11 protein-coding genes are annotated in these 17,525 nt (G+C 69.0%); 4 read left to right on the forward strand and 7 right to left on the reverse strand.

Features of this window, described 5'->3' with window-relative positions:
• Positions 1-112: 112 nt before the first annotated feature.
• The 3 genes from D7Y11_RS26850 to D7Y11_RS26860 are packed head-to-tail and all read right to left on the reverse strand — an operon-like array spanning position 113 to position 4,962.
• Complete coding sequence (locus D7Y11_RS26850) at positions 113-676, reverse strand: MarR family winged helix-turn-helix transcriptional regulator (protein WP_120576067.1); 564 nt, start codon at positions 674-676, stop codon at positions 113-115.
• Positions 676-3,825: an efflux RND transporter permease subunit gene (locus tag D7Y11_RS26855; protein ID WP_120576066.1), complete on the reverse strand. Its 3,150-nt coding sequence runs from the start codon at positions 3,823-3,825 to the stop codon at positions 676-678. Before D7Y11_RS26855 ends, D7Y11_RS26850 begins: the two co-directional genes overlap by 1 nt.
• A 36-nt stretch (positions 3,826-3,861) precedes the next feature.
• Positions 3,862-4,962, reverse strand: a complete 1,101-nt coding sequence (locus D7Y11_RS26860; RefSeq protein WP_121752997.1) for an efflux RND transporter periplasmic adaptor subunit — start codon at positions 4,960-4,962, stop codon at positions 3,862-3,864.
• 332 nt (positions 4,963-5,294) lie between these two features.
• Between D7Y11_RS26860 and D7Y11_RS26865 the strand changes: the two genes are divergently transcribed.
• Entirely contained in the window at positions 5,295-6,434 is a 1,140-nt protein-coding gene (locus D7Y11_RS26865) for an acyl-CoA dehydrogenase family protein (protein WP_120576064.1), read from the forward strand.
• Here D7Y11_RS26865 and D7Y11_RS26870 read toward each other — a convergent pair whose 3' ends face one another.
• Together D7Y11_RS26870 and D7Y11_RS26875 are read right to left on the reverse strand one after the other, a co-directional pair.
• The gene (locus D7Y11_RS26870; RefSeq protein WP_120576063.1) at positions 6,435-6,722 is read right to left on the reverse strand and encodes a hypothetical protein; all 288 of its coding nucleotides are present in this window, start codon (positions 6,720-6,722) and stop codon (positions 6,435-6,437) included.
• A 51-nt stretch (positions 6,723-6,773) separates the two neighbouring features.
• Positions 6,774-7,181, reverse strand: coding sequence for a hypothetical protein (locus D7Y11_RS26875; RefSeq protein WP_120595031.1), 408 nt, complete (start codon positions 7,179-7,181; stop codon positions 6,774-6,776).
• Between the two features lie 80 nt (positions 7,182-7,261).
• Between D7Y11_RS26875 and D7Y11_RS26880 the strand changes: the two genes are divergently transcribed.
• Positions 7,262-7,903 carry an RlmE family RNA methyltransferase gene (locus D7Y11_RS26880; RefSeq protein WP_120576061.1) on the forward strand — a complete coding sequence of 214 codons (642 nt, stop codon included), beginning with the start codon at positions 7,262-7,264 and terminating at the stop codon, positions 7,901-7,903.
• A gap of 51 nt (positions 7,904-7,954) precedes the next feature.
• Complete coding sequence (locus D7Y11_RS26885; RefSeq protein WP_126935128.1) at positions 7,955-14,014, forward strand: alpha-2-macroglobulin; 6,060 nt, start codon at positions 7,955-7,957, stop codon at positions 14,012-14,014.
• A 46-nt stretch (positions 14,015-14,060) separates the two neighbouring features.
• On the opposite strand, the gene D7Y11_RS26890 is transcribed toward D7Y11_RS26885, so the two are convergent.
• The gene (locus D7Y11_RS26890) at positions 14,061-15,227 is read right to left on the reverse strand and encodes an EndoU domain-containing protein (RefSeq protein ID WP_126935129.1); all 1,167 of its coding nucleotides are present in this window, start codon (positions 15,225-15,227) and stop codon (positions 14,061-14,063) included.
• Between the two features lie 85 nt (positions 15,228-15,312).
• Here D7Y11_RS26890 and D7Y11_RS26895 point away from each other — a divergent pair, with 85 nt between their 5' ends.
• The gene (locus tag D7Y11_RS26895; RefSeq protein ID WP_120576058.1) at positions 15,313-16,137 is read left to right on the forward strand and encodes an SDR family oxidoreductase; all 825 of its coding nucleotides are present in this window, start codon (positions 15,313-15,315) and stop codon (positions 16,135-16,137) included.
• A gap of 31 nt (positions 16,138-16,168) precedes the next feature.
• Here the strand turns inward: D7Y11_RS26895 and tyrS are convergent, their stop codons facing one another.
• A complete protein-coding gene (tyrS, locus tag D7Y11_RS26900; protein ID WP_120576057.1) occupies positions 16,169-17,431 on the reverse strand; it encodes a tyrosine--tRNA ligase in 1,263 nt (420 codons plus the stop codon).
• Positions 17,432-17,525: the final 94 nt, after the last annotated feature.

Raw genomic sequence — 17,525 nt, forward strand, 5'->3', positions numbered from 1 at the left:
GGAGGGCGGGGGAGCAGCGCTCAGGCCAAGCCCGAGCAGGGCCACGAAGGAGGGGAGCATGGGCGCGGGCAGTGTCGCAGCCCGCGCCCATCCACGCACCTGGGTGCCCTCTTCAGCGCGGCGGGGCGCCGGCCTTCATGCGGGCGAGCATCCGCTCGATGATTCCGAACAGCGCCTCGCGGTCGTCCTCGGGAAGCAGGCCCATCAACCGTCGGATGCCCGCGTCCGTCATCAACTGGATGACCTTGTAGATTTCACAACCCCGGTCGGTGAGCTTGGCGGTGACGGCGCGCCGGTCCTCCGCGTCCCGGCCGCGCTCCACCATGCCCATGTCCTCCAGGCGGTCCACCACGCCGGTGATGGTCTTCTTGGTGATGCCGATGCGCTGCGCCAGCACGCCCACCTGGATGGGGCCGTCCATGCCCAGCCACCCAAGCGCGTGCACCTGGGTGGGGGTCAGCCGCATGTCGTCGCAGAGGCTCGCCAGCGGGTCCCTCAGGGAGCGGAAGTGGGCCAGCTCCCGGATGAGCCCCATGAAGCGGCGCGAGTCCGGCGTGGACTGGTCCCCATCCTGGAGCAGGCGCTCCATCACGGCCTTCTCGTCAGCGGCCTCGTCCTTCCCCTCGGAGCGCACTTCGGACTCCGAGGGGGAGGTGATGGAGGTGGGTCGGCGCATCAGGCCGTCTCCACTCGAGCCGCGGCCGCAGCGGCCTCCCGCTCACGGTCCTGGTTGGACGGACCGTGCGCCGGGCCGGAGCCCCCCGCGAAGCCCGTGTCGCTGCCCTTGTCGCGCTTGAAGCGCGCGGCCAGCTGATCCAGCAGCGAGTACACCACCGGCACCACGCCCAGCGTGAGGAACGTGGAGGTGACGAGGCCTCCGATGATGGTGATGGCCATGGGCGCGCGCGTCTCCGCGCCGTCGCCCTTCGCGATGGCCACCGGGATCATGCCGGCGATCATCGCGATGGTCGTCATCAGGATGGGGCGCAGACGCACCGGAGCGGCCTCGAGGAGCGCCTCGTGCGCCGTGCGGCCCTTCTCACGGACCTGCAGCGTGAAGTCCACCAGGAGGATGCCGTTCTTCACCACCAGACCCATGAGCATGATGACGCCGATGAGGGCGAACATGGACATGTACTGGCCCGTGATCAGCAGGCCGCCAATGGCCCCGATGAAGGCGAAGGGCAGGGACAGCATGATCGTGAACGGGTGGATGAGGCTTTCGAACTGCGCCGCGAGGATCATGTAGATGAGGATGATGCCCAACAGCAGCGCGGTGCCGAACGCGGCCACGGACTTGCCCAGCTCCTTCGCGTTGCCTTCCAGTTCGCCCACGACGCTCTTGGGCAGTTCCGTGGAAGCGTAGCCCTGCATGTAGGTGATGGCGTCGGAGAGCGCGTAGCCCTCCTTGAGGTTCGCCAGCATGGTGATCTGCCGCCGCTGCGCCTGGCGGTCGATCTGCACCGGGCCCTCGGCGGGGACGATGCGGCCCAGGTTGCGCAGCTCCACCAGCTGCCCGGACGGCGCACGCACGGCCAGCTGGCCGAGCGCGTCCGCGGAGGCCAGCGTCTCCGGCGGCAGGCGCAGCTTCACCTCGTACGTCTCACCGCCCTCGCGGTAGTCCAGCACCTTGTCCCGGCCCAGGTAGGAGCGCAGCGTGGCGCCCAGGGACGCGGCCGGCACGCCCAGCGTGGCCGCGCGGTCGCGGTCCACCTGCACGTCGTACTGCGGCTTGCCGGAGCGGTACGTCATGTCCACGTCGGTGAGGCCCGGGTTCTTGAGCATCGCCTGTCGCATCTTCTCCGCGGACTCCGTCAGCTCCTTCCAGTTGTCGCCGCGCAGGTTGAACTGCACCTGCTGCGAACGCGCGCCACCACCTGAAACCGCGGCCACGTCCTGCACGGCCACCACGACACCCGGGGGCGCCTTGATGGTCTGGCGCAGGTAGGCCTTGAGCTCGCTCTGCTTGAAGGCGCGGTCCTTCACCGGCTTCAGGTTGATGAGCACCTCACCCTTGTGGACCTCCTCCTGCACGCCGCCACCGGCGGTGGTGAACGTGGAGGCGATGCCCGGCAGCGACCGCACCTGGGCCGCGAAGGTGTCCAGCTGCGTCTGGGTCTGGTGGATGGTGGACCCGATGGGCAGCTCCACCGTCAGCTTGATGTTGCCGTTGTCCTGCTCCGGGATGAACGTGAACTTGAGGAAGCGGGCCATGCCGAAGGTCGCGAGGAGCACCACCACCGCGACGACCATCGTGAGGGCGCGCTGCCGGAGGATGCCACCCAGGATCTTCCGGTAGCCGTTCTCCATGCCCACCAGCACCTTCTCCACCGCCGCGGAGATACCCGTCGGGTGCCCGTGCTCACGCAAGAGGCGCGAGGAGAGCATCGGCGTGAGCGTCATGGACACCACGTAGGAGATGAGCGTGGCCACCGCCACCGTGACGCCGAACTGGTAGAAGAACTTGCCGATCATGCCGTCCATGAAGGCCACCGGGATGAACACCGCCACGATGGCCAGCGTCACCGCGAGCACCGCGAGGGCAATCTGTCCGGCGCCCTCCAGCGCGGCCTGCATGGGCGAGGCGCCCTCTTCCATGTGACGGACGATGTTCTCGATGACCACGATGGCGTCGTCGATGAGCAGACCGATGGACAGGGTCAGCGCGAGCATCGTGATCATGTTGAAGGTGAAGCCCAGCGCCGCCATCACCGCGAACGTACCGACCACGGACACCGGCAGCGCGATGGCCGCCACGATGGTGGAGCGCAGGTTGCGCAGGAACACCAGCACGATGAGGACGGCGAGCACGCCGCCCAGGATGAGGTCCTCCTGCACCGCGTGGATGGATGAGCGGATGAACCGCGCGTTGTCCGTCACCGTCTCCACCTGGATGCCCGCGGGCAGCGTCTTGTTGATGTCCGCGAGCGACTCCTGCACCAGGTCCGCCACCTGCACGGTGTTGGAGCCGGACTGCTTGCGCACCACCATCGCCACCGCGCTGCGATCGCCGCTCTTCGCGCCCGAGCGCTGCTCGGCGGGACCGTCCACCACCTCCGCGATGTCGCGCACGCGGACCGGCGCGCCGCCGGAGCTGGTGATGATGATGTTGCGGATGTCCTCCACGCTCTTCGCTTCGGAGGTCAGGCGCACCACGCGCTCACGGCCGCTGTCCATGCTGCGGCCGCCAGGGACGTCCAGGCTCTGGGCCTTGAGCGCCTGGCTGACATCGCTGATGGCCAGACCGAAGCCGCGCAGGCGGTTCGGATCCACCACCAGCTGGATCTCCCGCTCACGGCCACCGACGATGTCGATGCTGCCCACGCCCTGGTTGCGCTGGAGCGCCGGCTTCACGATGTCGTCCGCGATGCGCGTCAGCTCCTCCACCGGCAGGGCGCCCGCGAGCGCCAGCGTGATGATGGGGGCGGCGCCGATGTCGAATTTCTCGACGACGGGCGTCTCCACCTCATCCGGCAGCTTGCTCAACGTGGCCTGGACGCGGTCACGCACGTCCTGCGCCGCGAGGTCCACCTTGGTGGACAGCTTGAACTGCACGACGATCTGCGAAACGCTCTCCAGGTTGATGGACTTGAGCGTGTCCACGCCGTTGAGCGTGTTGAGCGCCTCCTCCAGCGGGTCGGAGACGTTCTTCTCCATGCTCTCCGGGTCCGCGCCCGGGAGGACGGTCGTCACGGTGACGACGGGGAAGTCGACGTCGGGGAACTGATCCACGCCGATCTTCGGATAGGCGAACAGGCCGAACACCACCACCGCCAGCATCAGCATGGCGGTGAAGATGGGCCGTGAAATGAAGGTCTTGAGCATTCAGATACCCAGGGAAGAAGAGGGGAGGAGGGACCGCTACTGCGCGACGCGCACGGCGGTCCCCTCCTTGACGTCCAGCGAAGCGTCGGCGAGCACGCGCTCTTCCGCCGTCAGGCCCTGCAGCACCTTCACGTAGCCGGGAAGCACGCGCTGCACGCGCACGTCGCGCTTGCGCACGGTGCCGTCCTGCACCACCCACACGAAGCCGTCCTGGCCCTTGCTGCTGACGGCCTGCGCCGGCAGGAACAGGCCGTTGCCCGCGTCACCCGCGGCCTTGGAGAAGTCCATCTCCACCAGCGCGCCGGGACGCAGCGGGTGCTCCGTCTTGCCCGTCACGTCCGCCAACACCTCCACGGTGCGGCTCTGCGCGTCGATGACGGCGCCCACGTTGGCGACCTTCGCCTCGAAGCGCATGCCGCTGGGGTTCACGGTGCCCGGCGTCACGATGCCCGGCGCCACGTTGTCGATGACGGACTCCGGCACCATCATCCGGATCTCCAGCCCGTCCGCGTCCACGATGGAGAACACCGGGGTGGAGGGCGTCATCGCCACCGAGTCACCCACGTTCTTCGTGCGCGCGGTGATGATGCCGTTGAAGGGCGCCACGATGTTGTGGTCCCGCAGGTTCTCCACCGCCAGCCGGTACGCCGCGCCGGCCTGGGCCGCCTGGGCCGCCGCCTGCTTCTGGCCGATCTCCGCCTGCTCCAGCGCGTTGGCCGCGACGCCGCCGGACTCGGCGACCTTGCGCATGCGCTCCAGGTTGCTGGAGGCCAGCTGCAGCCCGGCCTCCGCCATGTCCTTGGCGGCCTTCGCCTGGTCCACCGCGATGGACACGTTGGACGTGTCCAGCTGCGCCAGCACGTCGCCCTTCTTCACCTTGTCACCCACCCGGACGTTCACCTTCGCGAGCGTGCCCGTCGCCTGGGGGCCCAGCACGGCCTCCTGCTTGGAGCGGACCTGTCCCGTCACGCGCGTCACGTTCTGCTCCAGCTCCGTGGCCGGGGTGATCGCCTTGACGCCCAGCGCGTTGGAGCCTTCCTGCTGAGTCGGAAGCTGCGCCTTCTCCGCGCCCGCCTTCGAGCACCCCGCCGTCGACACCGCCACGGCCACCACGGCAGCCAAGATTCGCTGATTCACGCGTCCGAACTCCTGCCGGGTCGCCGGCGGGACACCCGCCCTGGCACCTGCTCCGGCTAATTCTTTGTGGGCTAGAAATTACCGACGCTCGATTATCTGTCAAGAGGATACTCCGGAGTGCGGACTATCCACTCCCCAGTCATCCTGCGGGGTTGGCTGCCTGCCCCCCAAGCCTTCAGACTTCTTCACAACACTGGAGCCGGCGCGCTGCGTCACCAGGAAGGCGGGCGTCAGGCGGGGTGGGGACGCGGGGCGTTGCTTGTGGCTGACGGTGGGCGCCTGTTATTGACTCGCGAATCAACCCGCAGCGGGACAACCCCCAAGGACTCGCGATGCTCAATCCGTTCACCGAGGAGCACGAGGCGTTTCGCAGGTCGGTGCGCGCCTTCGTGGAGAAGGAGATGGCGCCCTACGGTCTGGAGTGGGACCGGGCGGGCATCTTCCCGCGCGAGCTGTTCAAGAAGTGCGGCGAGCTGGGCTTCCTGGGCATCAGCCACGACCCGAAGTTCGGCGGCAGCGGCCTGGACTACTGGTACGTGACGGCGTTCGCGGAGGAGCTGTCGCGCAGCCGCAACGCGGGCGTGAACATGGCGCTGCTGGTGCAGAGCCAGATGGCCACGCCCATCATCAGCGAGATTGGCACCGACGAGCAGAAGCGCGAGTTCCTGGAGCCCGCGCTCAAGGGCGAGCGCATCGCGGCGCTGGGCGTGAGCGAGCCGGGGTGCGGCTCCGACGTGGCGAGCATCAAGACGACGGCGCGCCGGGACGGCGACGACTACGTCATCAACGGCTCCAAGATGTGGATCACCAACGGCACGCGCGCGGACTTCATCACGCTGGCGGTGCGCACCGGTGAGGAGGGCTACGGCGGCATCTCGCTGGTGACGTTCCCCACGGATGTGAAGGGGTTCAGCATCTCCAAGAAGCTGGACAAGATTGGCAACCTGTCCTCGGACACGGCCATCCTCTACTTCGAGGACTGCCGCATCCCCGCGCGCTACGTGCTGGGCGAGGAGAACCAGGGCTTCTACCACATCATGACCAACTTCCAGGGCGAGCGCCTGGTGGGGGCCATCACCACGGTGGGAGGCATGGACCGGATGCTGGAGGACGCCCTCCAGTACGGCAACGAGCGCGAGGCGTTCGGCCGGCCGCTGATCAAATTCCAGGTATGGCGCCACAAGTTCGTGGAGCACCTGACGGCGGTGGAGGCGGCGCGGCGGCTCAACTACTACGCGGTGGACCTCTACGACCGGAAGGAGAACCCGGTGAAGGAGATCTCCATGGCGAAGCTGTTCGCCGGAGACCTGGCCCAGCGCGTGGCCTACGACTGCCAGCAGTTCTTCGGCGGCATGGGCTACATCGAGGAGACGCCCATCGCGCGGATGTGGCGCGACGTGCGGCTCATCACCATCGGCGGCGGCACCTCCGAGGTGATGAAGGAGATCATCTCCAAGCTGTACGGCTTCTAGCTACTTCCTGCCGAAGAGGGCCTCCGCGGCGCTGACCATCGCGTCGCGAGAGGCCTTCTGATGCAGGCCGCCTTCGCCCAGTTGGAAGAGCTCGCAGAAGTTGGCCTCGTCCTTGTCGCGAGGCGCTTCGGCGAAGGGCTCCTTGCAGGCCTTGGCCACGGACTCGTCGAAGTGCCGGCAGTTGCGGCACGAGCGCAGGTCCTCCTCACAGCCGGGACATGTGTCGCGCCGGCCGACCTGGTTGGCGATGATGTCGAGTGCGTGTCCGCAGTGCGCGCAGCCGGGCATGGTGGTCCTCCCCGTCAGAAGCTGACGGGGGCATCCTGCCAGAGTCTGTGTCTACCGCTGGACGCTGGTCGCGAACGCCGGGGTGGGCAGGGAGGAGGCTTCCTGGGGGCGGCGCAGCTCGCCGGTGGCGTCCAGGAGCTGGTCGTCCAGCCGCTTGAGGAGGAAGAGGACGTAGGCGGACAGGCCGGACAGGACGGCGGCCATGATGCCCAGCAGCATGCCGCGCTGCCAGCGGTGGGCCTGCTCCATCACCCCACGGCGTTCCTTGAAGGTCTTCAGCTGGGCGTCCACCGAGGTGCCGTCCAGCTTCTGGGCGAAGTCGGAGGCCTGGGCGCTGCCCCGGGCCATCAGCCAGCGCCCTTCGGCCTGCAGGGCCTCGGCGCGCGCGTAGCAGAAAGCCGCTCCGCCCGCGAAAAGCAGGGAGATGCACAAGGCCGCTGTCACGCTCCGGGTGCCCATGCCACCAACCCTCCGGCAAATCCGTGGGCGCGGCCAGCCGACAGGCCGCGACTGCTCCGGCTTTCCGAAGACAGTAGCGGATGCTAGGGACGGCTTCTGACATGGGCAAGCCCTACCGTCCTAAAGACCACTATTTCCAGAAAGCCAAGCAAGAGGGACTGCGAGCGCGTTCCGCGTTCAAGGTCGATGAGATCCTCAAGCGCTTCCCCGGGTCCGTGAAGAAGGGCGCGGCGGTGCTGGATCTGGGCGCGGCGCCCGGCGGGTTCCTCCAGATATTGGCGGACGCGGTGGGGATGCACGGGCGCGTCATCGGCGTGGACATCTCGGCCATCCGTCCCTTCTCCCAGAAGTGGGTGACGACGGCGGTGCTGGACGTGCTCGCGGACGACTTCGACGCGAAGCTGGCCGCGCTGTACGACGGCCCCTACGACGCGGTCATCTCCGACATGGCGCCCAAGACGTCCGGCATCAAGGGCACGGACGAGGCGCGCAGCCTGCGGCTCGCGGGCAAGGCGCTGGAGGTGGCCGCCACGCGCGGCCGGCCCGGCGGCACGTTCGTGGCCAAGGTCTTCATGGGGGGCGACTTCGAGGCCTTCCGTGACGAGGTGCGGCAGCACTTCGAAGAGGTGAAGATCGTCCGTCCGGAGGCCACGCGCGGCGCCAGCATGGAGGTCTACGTGGTGGGGCTGCGACGCCGGGCCCCGGCGCCGGCGGCTTCCTGAAACAGAGAAGGGACCGCCAGGGACGCGGGCGGCGTCTAGAGTGCCGCCCCTATGTCTTCTCCACCACGCTCGCGTGCTTCCGTCGTCGTATTGTGCCTGCTGTCCTTGATGCTGTCCTCCGTGTCCGTGGCGGCCCCCGCGAAGGCGCCCCCGACGTGGAAGGCCATCGACGCGCTCGTCGAGGACGACAAGGTCGAGTCCGCCGCGCAGGGGGCCGAGGCCCGGCTCGCCGCGGCGAAGGCCCAGGGTGACGCGGACGAGTGGACGCGCGCGCTGATCCGCACGGTGCAGCTGCGCACGCGGCTGCATGGCTATGAGACGACGGTGCGCTTCCTGCGTGAACAGCCCTGGCCGGAGGGGCTGCGGCAGCAGGCCACGCTCCACCTGTTCTACGCGGCGGTGCTCGCGAACTACCAGCAGTCGTACAGCTACGAGATTGGCCAGCGCGAGCAGGTGGTGTCCACCGGGCCGGTGGACCTGAAGGCGTGGACGAAGGATCAGATTTCAACGGAGATCCAGCGCACGTACTCCGCCGTCTGGGAGTCGCGGCAGAAGTTCAGCACCGAGCCCGTGAAGGTGCTGTCCGAGTACATCCAGCCCAACACGTACCCGGAGGGCATCCGCTCCACGGTGCGCGACGCGGTGACGTACCTGTGGGTGGGCTCGCTGGCCGACACGGGCCTGTGGCGGCCGGAGCAGGAGCAGGGCGTGTACCGGCTGGACCTGAGAGCGCTCCTGGACAGCGCGCCGAAGGTGGAGCTGAAGGACCCTTCCGTGCACCCGCTGATGAAGGTGGTGGCGGTGCTGGGGGACCTGGAGGCGTGGCACCTGGCGGCGGGCCGGCGTGAGGCGGCGCTGGAGGCGCGGCTGCGGCGCTACGAGGTGCTGTCGACGTCGTTCACCGAAGCCGCGGACAAGCGGCGCATCCGGGAGCACCTGGCCGCGCACCTGAAGGGCTTCCGGGACGTGCCGTGGTGGTCCAAGGGCCAGCACCAGCTCGCGGAGATGGAGGAGCAGGCGGGCCGCGCCATCACCGCGCATGCCCTGGCGAAGACGGGCGCGGAGGCGTGGCCGAAGTCAGTGGGCGGCGTGCAGTGCGCGGCGCTGAAGGCGACGCTGGAGGCGCCGGAGCTGTACGCGACCGGGATGCAGGTGGACGGGCCGGGCAAGCGCTCCATCCTGGTGGGCCACCGCAACGTGGGCACGGTGTACCTCCGGGCGTACGCGGTGGATGTGGAGGCACGGCTCGCGAAGCCCGGCGAGGACCTGTCGCTGTACCCCTCCACCGAGGAGAGGCTCCGCATGGTGGCGTCGCGCAAGCCGGAGGCCGTGTGGAGCATGGCGCTGCCGCCCACGCCAGACTTCCAGCGGCACCAGACGTTCGTGACCCCGCCGGCGCTCAAGGCGGGCGCGTACATCATCGCCATGTCCACGCGCGAGGACTTCGCGAAGAAGAACAACCGCATCCTCGCCCTGCCGATGTCCGTGTCGCCCTGGGCCGCGACGGTGCGCAAGGCGAACCCCCACCAGGCGGAGGTCCACGTGGTGGACGGCGCCACGGGGGCGCCCGCTGCGAACGTGGAGGTGCGGTTGGTGAAGTCGGACTACAGCACCCGCCGCTTCAACATCGTCAGCCGCCGCACCGACGCGAACGGCGACCTTCTGCTCACGGGCAAGAACGCCGACCGCTACGAGGACATGGAACTGCTGCTGGGCAGGGGCAAGGGCGTGATGGTGCTCCCGGGCTCGGTGTACCTGTCCCCCCTCTACGAGTCGACCCCGCAGGACCATACGCTCATCTACACGGACCGCGCCGTCTACCGTCCCCAGCAGAAGCTGCTGTGGAAGGTGGTGGCCTACCGCCCGGAGGAGGCGTCGAAGCGCTACCGGGTGCTGCCGGAGTCGGCGGTCACGGTGACGCTCGTCGACCCCAACGGCCAGGAGGTGGCCAGGCGCGAGGCTCGCACCAACTTGTTTGGATCGGTGGCGGGCGAGTTCGACATTCCCTCCGGGCGGCCCCTGGGCCAGTGGACGGTTCGCACGCGCCCCAACGGCTACGCGAGCGTGCGCGTGGAGGAGTACAAGCGGCCCACCTTCGAGGTGACGCTGAAGGACGCGCCAGAAGCGCTGCGGCTCAACCGACGCGCGACGTTCAAGGGCGAGGCCCGCTACTACTTCGGCCTCCCGGTGACGCGCGGCGCGGTGAAGTGGCGCGTGTCGCGCGAGCCGGTGCTGCCGCGCTGGTGGTTCTGGGAGCGCATCCCGGCCACCACGGAGCTGGTGGCCTCCGGGACGGCGACGGTGGGCGAGGACGGCGGCTTCACCGTGGCGTTCACCCCGGAAGCGGACGAGCGGCTCGCGAAGGCGCAGGGCATGTCGTGGCGCTACCGCGTGGAGGCGGACCTGACGGACGAGGGCGGTGAGACGCGCTCCGCGAGCCGGTCCTTCCGCCTGGGCTTCGTGTCGGTGGAGGGGCGCGTGGACTCCGACGTGGGCTTCGTCCGCGAGGACTTCCCGTCGGAGGTGCGGCTCGTGCGCTCGAACCTGGATGGCGCGCCGCAGGCCGGACCGGGCCGCTGGCGGCTCATTGCCTTGAAGGCTCCGAGCCGTCCGCTGATGCCGTCGGAGGTTCCGGTGGACAGGCTCAAGCCCCTGGACGCGGACACGCAGTCGGCCAGGGAGTCCTATCCCACGCCGGGTGACGCGCAGAAGGGGCGCTGGGACACGGCCTACGACGTGGAGCAGACGCTGCAACGCTGGGACGACGGCGCGGAGGTGGCGCAGGCGGCCGTGACGCATGGCGCGGACGGTGTCGCCACCGTGAAGCTGCCGGCGCTGCGCGCGGGGACGTACCGGCTGCGCTACGAGACGACGGATGCGTTCGGCCAGAAGGCCACCGCGCAACGGGACTTCGTGGTGGCGGGGGCCCACGCCCCGGCGGGCTTGCCCGCGGTGCTGGCGGCGGAGCGCCCTTCCGTGCGCGTGGGCGAAGTGGCGCGCCTGATGGTGGCCTCCGGCTTCGAGGGCCAGCCGCTGGTGATGGACGTGTACCAGGGGCGCCAGCGCGTCGAGCATCGCCAGTTGACGGCGGGGCAGGGGCGCGCGGTGGTGGAGCTTCCGGTGACGGAGGCCCTGCGCGGCGGCTTCACGGTGGTGCTCTCGATGGTGCGCGACTGGCAGACGCTGAGCTTCCAGCAGACCGTGGCCGTGCCCTTCGATGACAAGGAGCTCAGCCTGGAGTTCGCCACGTTCCGCGACACGCTGCGGCCCGGCGCGAAGGAGACCTTCCGCGTGACGGTGAAGGGGCCGAAGGGCGCGAAGCTGGAGGCGGGGGCCGCGGAGCTGCTCGCGTACATGTACGATCAGTCGCTGAACGTCTTCGGACCGCACACGCCGCCGCAGGTGGCGCAGCTGTATCCGCAGCAGACCGTCTACGTGGACTTCCGTGCTTCGGGTGGCGTCTTCGGCGCGGACTGGCTCTTTGATGAACTCGTCCGGGAGAGACCCTCCGCGCCGGACCTCAGTGACGACACGCTGAAGTTCGGCGAAGGCTACGGGTTGGGCGGTCCGGGCTACCGCAACTACTACGGCGGCCACCGCATGCGCGCCATGAGGCCCGGGGGCGTCCAGCGGGAATCGGACGGTGCACCGCCTCCGCCCCCGCCGCCTTCGCCCGCGCCGTCCGCCGCGGAGTCCGCGCCGAAGACCGGCCGGGTGCTGGAGCAGAAGCGGCGAGAGATCATCCAGATCATCAAAGGGGAGCCGGGCCCCCCGGAACCGGGGGAAGGGCCGGAGGGGCCGCTGCGCTCCAACTTCGCGGAGACGGCGTTCTGGATTCCGCAGCTGCTCACCGGGCCGGACGGAGCGGCGGTGCTGGAGTTCACGGTGCCGGACTCGGTGACGGCGTGGGACGTCTGGGTGCACGCGCTCACTCGGGACCTGCGCGGTGGCTCCACTCAGCGCGCCACTCGCAGCGTGAAGGAGTTGATGGTGCGCCCGTACCTGCCGCGCTTCCTGCGCGAGGGCGACCGCGCGGAGCTGGAGGTCGTGGTGAACAACGCGGGGACCCAGATGCAGCAGGGTCAGCTCACGTTCGACATCGTGGATCCGGACACGCAGAAGAGCCTGCTCGCGGAGTTCGGCGTGAAGACGCCGTCGCAGGCCTTCACGGTGGCGGCGGGGAAGGGCACGAACCTGCGCTTCCCCATCACCACGCCCGCGCGGGTGGGGCCGGTGGCCTTCCGCGTGGTCGCGAAGACGGGCGCGTTCAGCGACGGCGAGCTGCGGCCCCTGCCGGTGCTGCCCGGCCGCATGCACCTGTCGCAGTCGCGCTTCGCCATGCTGAACAACAAGGACCGCCGGACGCTGACGTTCGATGACCTGAAGAAGTCGGACGACCCCACGCGGGTGAACGAGCAGCTCGTCGTGACGGTGGACGCGCAGCTCTTCTACTCCGTGCTCCAGGCGCTGCCGTACCTGGTGGACTACCCCTATGAGTGCACGGAGCAGACGCTCAACCGCTTCGTGTCCACGGGCATCGTCTCCAGCCTCTTCAACAAGTATCCGTCGGTGGCGAAGGTGGCCAAGGACCTGAGCGAGCGGAGCACGCGCTTCGAGACCTTCGACGACGTGGACCCGAACCGGAAGATGACGCTGGAGGAGACGCCCTGGCTCAACGAGGCGAAGGGCGGCGCGGAGTCCGACCAGTCGCTCCTGCGCGTGTTGGACCCGAAGGTGGCCCAGGCCCAGCGCGTGTCCTCGCAGGCGAAGCTGCGCAAGGCGCAGAACGCGGACGGTGGCTTCCCCTGGTGGCCGGGCGGCCCGTCGTCGCCGTACATGACGCTCTACATCCTGCACGGCCTGTCGCGCGCCATGGAGCACGGGGTGGAGGTGCCGCCCACCATGACGGAGCCCGCGTGGGGCTACCTGGCGAAGCACTTCCGGGAGGACTACGCGAACCGGCTGATGAAGAAGGACCTGGGCTGGGAGTTCCTCACCTTCCTCAACTTCGTGGCATCGGCGTATCCGGACGCGCGCTACACGGGCGAGGCGCTCACCGCGGCCGAGCGGCAGCGCATGCTCGAGTTCTCCTTCAAGCACTGGAAGGAGCACTCGCCGTACCTCAAGGGGTACCTGGCGCTCACGCTGAACCGGGCGAAGCGCACGAAGGACGCGCAGAAGGTCTGGGACAGCGTGATGGACTCCGCGAAGACGACGCAGGACCTGGGCACGTACTGGCAGCCGGAGGACCGCGGCTGGCTCTGGTACAACGACTCCACGGAGACGCACGCCTTCGCGCTGCGCACGCTGTCGGAGCTGCGCCCGAAGGACCCTCGGCGCGCGGGCCTGGTGCAGTGGCTGCTCCTGGACAAGAAGGTGAACCACTGGAAGTCCACGCGCGCCACGGCGGAGGCGCTCTACGCGCTGGTCAACTACATGGAGGCGGAGGGCTCGCTGGCCGCGCGCGAGGAGCTGAAGGTGACGGTGGGCTCCAAGGCGGTGACCATGAGCTTCTCGCCGGACGTGTACACGGGGAAGAAGAACCAGATTGTCGTCCCCGGTCCGGAGGTGAACGCGACCACGGCGACCACGGTGGTGGAGAAGACGACGCCGGGCTTCGCCATCGCGTCCGCCACGTGGCACTTCTCCACGGAGGAGCTGCCCAAGGAGGAGCGCGGTGACTTCTTCCAGGTGTCGCGCCGCTACTTCGTGCGCATCCGCGAAGGCAACCAGACGCTGCTGCGCCCCCTGGCGGACGGCGCGAGGCTGCGGCCCGGCGACGAGGTGGAGGTGCAGCTGTCGCTGCGCACGAAGCACGCGGCGGAGTACGTGCACCTGAGGGATCCGCGCGCCGCGGGCCTGGAGCCGGAGAACGCGCAGTCCCGCCACAAGTGGGACCTGGGCATCGTCTGGTACGAGGAGACGCGCGACTCGGGGACGAACTTCTTCTTCGAAGCGCTGCCGGCCGGTGAGTACAACTTCAAGTACCGGCTGCGCGCGAACATGGCGGGCACCTTCCGAGTGGGCCCGGCGACGGTGCAGTCCATGTACGCGCCGGAGTTCACCGCGTACTCCACGGGCACGGTGCTCACCGTGGACAAGGCGCAGTAGGCCTCAGCGGGGCAGGGGACCGGCGTTCCTTCGAGGCGCCGGTCCGCTACTCCGAGCAGGTAGCGGCTTCGTCGGTGGGGTGCAGCGTGGCGATGCCGTAGGTGCCGTTGCGCGTGCCGCACCAGATGCGCCAGTTGCCGCCCTCCACGTCCGGCGCCGAGTACACGCCGCCCTCCTTCTTCGCCCCGCCGCGCGCACAGCAGCGCGCGAACGCCCGGGTTCCGATGGCGGCGATGGAGACCGCGTCCTGCGACGTCGCGAAGCTGCCCGTGCGCTTCACGCCGCAGGACCACGGGGACAGGCCCTTGAAGCGGATGAGGTACTGCTCACCGCGCACTGCTTCTTCGCCCCTGGCCGGGCCCTGGAAGCAGACCTTTCCTTCCGCCTCGAGCTGCGCGTAGCGGGGCAGGAAGTGGAGGCCGCCAATCGGGCCGCGCTGCCAGTCGTCCCCGCAGAAGACGTGCGTGAACGCGTTGCGCGGGCCGGTGCTCACCCACAGGCTCGTGAGCCATTCGATGTTCGCCTGCCGCGAGCCCGGACGGCCCGCCGCGGACAGCGCGCGCTGCACCCGCGCGTCGTCGTAGTGCTTCGCGAAGAAGCGCTGCACGTCTCCGGCGCTCACGCTCGCATCGGGACGCGCGGGGCACAGGTCCAGCACCTCACGGTCCATCGCGGACAGCGCAGGGGCCTTGGCGAAGAGGGGCGGTTGATCACACGTGCTCGCGCACGCCGCTGCGTCACCCGGAACCGCCGCGCGGCCCGCGGGTGCGCGCACCGCCACCGTGACTTCTTCCTCGTCGTCCGGCTCCGCCGCGGGAGCACCCGCACCGGCCCCGCTCCCGATGGGCCTCGCCTCCGCGAGGGACACTCCACCGCCTCGCGACGCCTGCTGCTGGCGCGTGTTCTCATGGTCCGCGCGCACGAGCGCGTCCGTGCCCGGCGCCTTCTGGACGGCATCCGTGGGCGTGCCATCGCAGAGCACCCAGCCCTCCGCCTTGGGACCCTGGAGCTTGCACCACGCGCGGTCAGGGCCGCCCTTCTTCATGAGCGGATAGGACACGCCTGGCTGCACGGAGAAGACGACCTTGGAGGACTCGGGCTGGTCCACCGCGTCCACGGCTTCTTCAGTGACGAAGACGCCGCTCCCCGCGAAAGCGATGGGGGCGGTGGAGAGTGCCAGGAAGAAGCAGGCGAGCGACCCGGAGAGGCGCATGGTGGCCGGACTCTAACAGGGGTGCCCGAAGCCCGCTGTTCCCCGGTTGCGCGCGGCGCCGCGCCGCGAAATAAACGCGCCCGATATGAAACCAATGAATTTCCGAGGCCGCTGGGTGCTCATTACCGGCGCGTCGTCTGGCCTGGGGCTGGAGATGGCCCGCCTCCTCGCGAAGGAGCACGGCGCCCACATCATCGCCGTCGCCCGCCGCGAGGACCGGCTCACCGCGCTCAAGGCGGAGCTGGAGTCCGCGCACGGCGTGCAGGTGCTGCCCCTGTCGGCGGACCTCACGAAGCCCGGCGACGCCGCGCGCGTCTTCGAGACCGCCACGTCCGGCCGCACCGTCGACGGCGTCATCCTCAACGCGGGCGTCACCTACTTCGGCCACGCGCTGGAGCAGCAGCCCGAGTCCTTCGACGCGATGCTCGCCACCAACATCACCAGCGTGGTGCGCATGTCCCAGCTCTTCGGGGCGTACTTCGCGAAGCAGAGCGGGGGCGGGGCGCTGATGCTCGTCGCCAGCACGGCGGGCTTCGCGCCGCTGCCGTACCAGACGGCCTACGCGGCCACGAAGTCGTTCGTCATCAGCTACGGACGGGGACTGGCCTACGAGCTGCGCAAGGTGGGCGTGTCCGTCACCGTCTTCGCGCCCGGCGGCATCGCCACGGAGATGCTGTCGGTGTCCGGTCTGGACCGGAAGTTCAAGGCGGGCGACGTGGGCATCATGTCCGCGGAGGCCTGCGCGCGCACCGCCGTGGAGGCGTTCGTGCACCGCCGCGAGCTCTCCGTGCCCGGCGTCCTCAACCGCTTCCTCGCGACGATGATGAAGCTGCTGCCCCACGGCTTCATGATGGGGCGCTCGGCCGCGCTGTACGAAGGCGCGTTGCCGAAGGAGCCGCCCGCGCCTTGAAACAGGCCCGGGCGGCACCCGTCGCGGCGACTCAGGACAGCTTCACGCGCGTGACCTTCAGCTTGCCCACCTGCACGGTGTACTCGCCGGCCCCCAGCTCCGCCTTGGGGTCGGTGACCTTCTCACCGTTCACCTTCACGCCGCCCTGGCCCATCATCTTGCGAGCCTCGGTGGCGGAGGCGACGAACTTCGTCTCCGGCAGCAGCTTCGTGACGAACATCTTCTCCGCGCCCGCGAGCGACACCTCCACGAGCGGCAGGTCCTCCGTGGACAGCTCCTTCTTGGCGAAGCGCTTCTCGAAGTCCTCCGCCGCCTTTCGGCCGGCCTCTTCACCCTGGAAGCGCGCGGCCATCTCCTGCGCGAAGGCGACCTTCGCGGCCTTGGGGTGCGCCGCGCCGGACTTCGTCTGCTCCTCCAGCTCCAGCACCTGCTTGAGCGGCATGGCGGAGAGGAGCTTGTAGTACCGCCACATCAGGTCGTCCGTGATGCTCATCAACTTGCCGAAGATGTTGTCCGCCGGCTCGTCGATACCCACGTAGTTGTCCAGGCTCTTGGACATCTTGGAGCCGGTGATGACGCCGTCCACCAGCTTCGCATCCAGGCCCTCCAGGATGGGGCCGGTCATGATGACCTGCGGCTCCAGGCCCTCTTCCTTCATCAGCTGCCGGCCGACGAGCAGGTTGAAGAGCTGATCCGTCGCGCCCAGCTCCACGTCCGCCTTCAGCGCCACGGAGTCGTAGCCCTGCAGGAGCGGGTAGAGGAACTCGTGGATGGCGATGGAGGTGTTCTCCCGGTAGCGCTTCTTGAAGTCGTCGCGCTCCAGCATGCGCTGCACGGAGTAGCGCGCCGCCAGGCGGATCATCCCCTCGGTGCCCAGCGCGTCGAGCCACTCCGAGTTGAACTTCACCACCGTCTTGTCCGGGTCCAGGACCTTGAAGACCTGCTGCTTGTACGTCTCCGAGTTGACCTTCACCTGCTCGCGGGTGAGCGGGGGACGGGCCGCGTTCTTGCCGGACGGGTCCCCGATGAGGGCGGTGAAGTCACCGATGAGGAACACCACCGTGTGGCCGAACTCCTGGAAGCGCCGCATGCGCGTGAGCAGCAGCGTGTGGCCCAGGTGCAGGTCGGGACGGCTGGGGTCGAAGCCCGCCTTGATGACGAGCGGCTTGCCCTTGTCATAGGAGCGCTGAAGCTTCTTCTTCAGGTCCTCCGGCACGTGCAAATCCACGGTGCCGCGAGTGACTTCTTCGAACTGCTCTTCGGGGGTCGCCTTGCGCAGTGCGTCCGGGTTCATGGCGCCGCGGACACTAGCCCAAAAAAGACGACGGGCAGGGCGGGACTTCCAAGTCCGCCCCACCCGTGGATGTCCGCCCGCCTGGCCCGCGGCT

This window comes from Corallococcus sp. AB018 (genome assembly GCF_003986945.1).
GTDB lineage: Bacteria > Myxococcota > Myxococcia > Myxococcales > Myxococcaceae > Corallococcus > Corallococcus exiguus.

What these genes read in the sequence shown, in the direction of transcription:
- D7Y11_RS26850 (WP_120576067.1), bottom strand. Translation starts at nt 676, where the DNA reads ATGCGCCGACCCACCTCCATCACCTCCCCCTCGGAGTCCGAAGTGCGC.
- D7Y11_RS26855 (WP_120576066.1), bottom strand. Translation starts at nt 3,825, where the DNA reads ATGCTCAAGACCTTCATTTCACGGCCCATCTTCACCGCCATGCTGATG.
- D7Y11_RS26865 (WP_120576064.1), top strand. Translation starts at nt 5,295, where the DNA reads ATGCTCAATCCGTTCACCGAGGAGCACGAGGCGTTTCGCAGGTCGGTG.
- D7Y11_RS26870 (WP_120576063.1), bottom strand. Translation starts at nt 6,722, where the DNA reads ATGCCCGGCTGCGCGCACTGCGGACACGCACTCGACATCATCGCCAAC.
- D7Y11_RS26875 (WP_120595031.1), bottom strand. Translation starts at nt 7,181, where the DNA reads ATGGGCACCCGGAGCGTGACAGCGGCCTTGTGCATCTCCCTGCTTTTC.
- D7Y11_RS26880 (WP_120576061.1), top strand. Translation starts at nt 7,262, where the DNA reads ATGCTAGGGACGGCTTCTGACATGGGCAAGCCCTACCGTCCTAAAGAC.
- D7Y11_RS26885 (WP_126935128.1), top strand. Translation starts at nt 7,955, where the DNA reads ATGTCTTCTCCACCACGCTCGCGTGCTTCCGTCGTCGTATTGTGCCTG.
- D7Y11_RS26890 (WP_126935129.1), bottom strand. Translation starts at nt 15,227, where the DNA reads ATGCGCCTCTCCGGGTCGCTCGCCTGCTTCTTCCTGGCACTCTCCACC.
- D7Y11_RS26895 (WP_120576058.1), top strand. Translation starts at nt 15,313, where the DNA reads ATGAAACCAATGAATTTCCGAGGCCGCTGGGTGCTCATTACCGGCGCG.
- tyrS (WP_120576057.1), bottom strand. Translation starts at nt 17,431, where the DNA reads ATGAACCCGGACGCACTGCGCAAGGCGACCCCCGAAGAGCAGTTCGAA.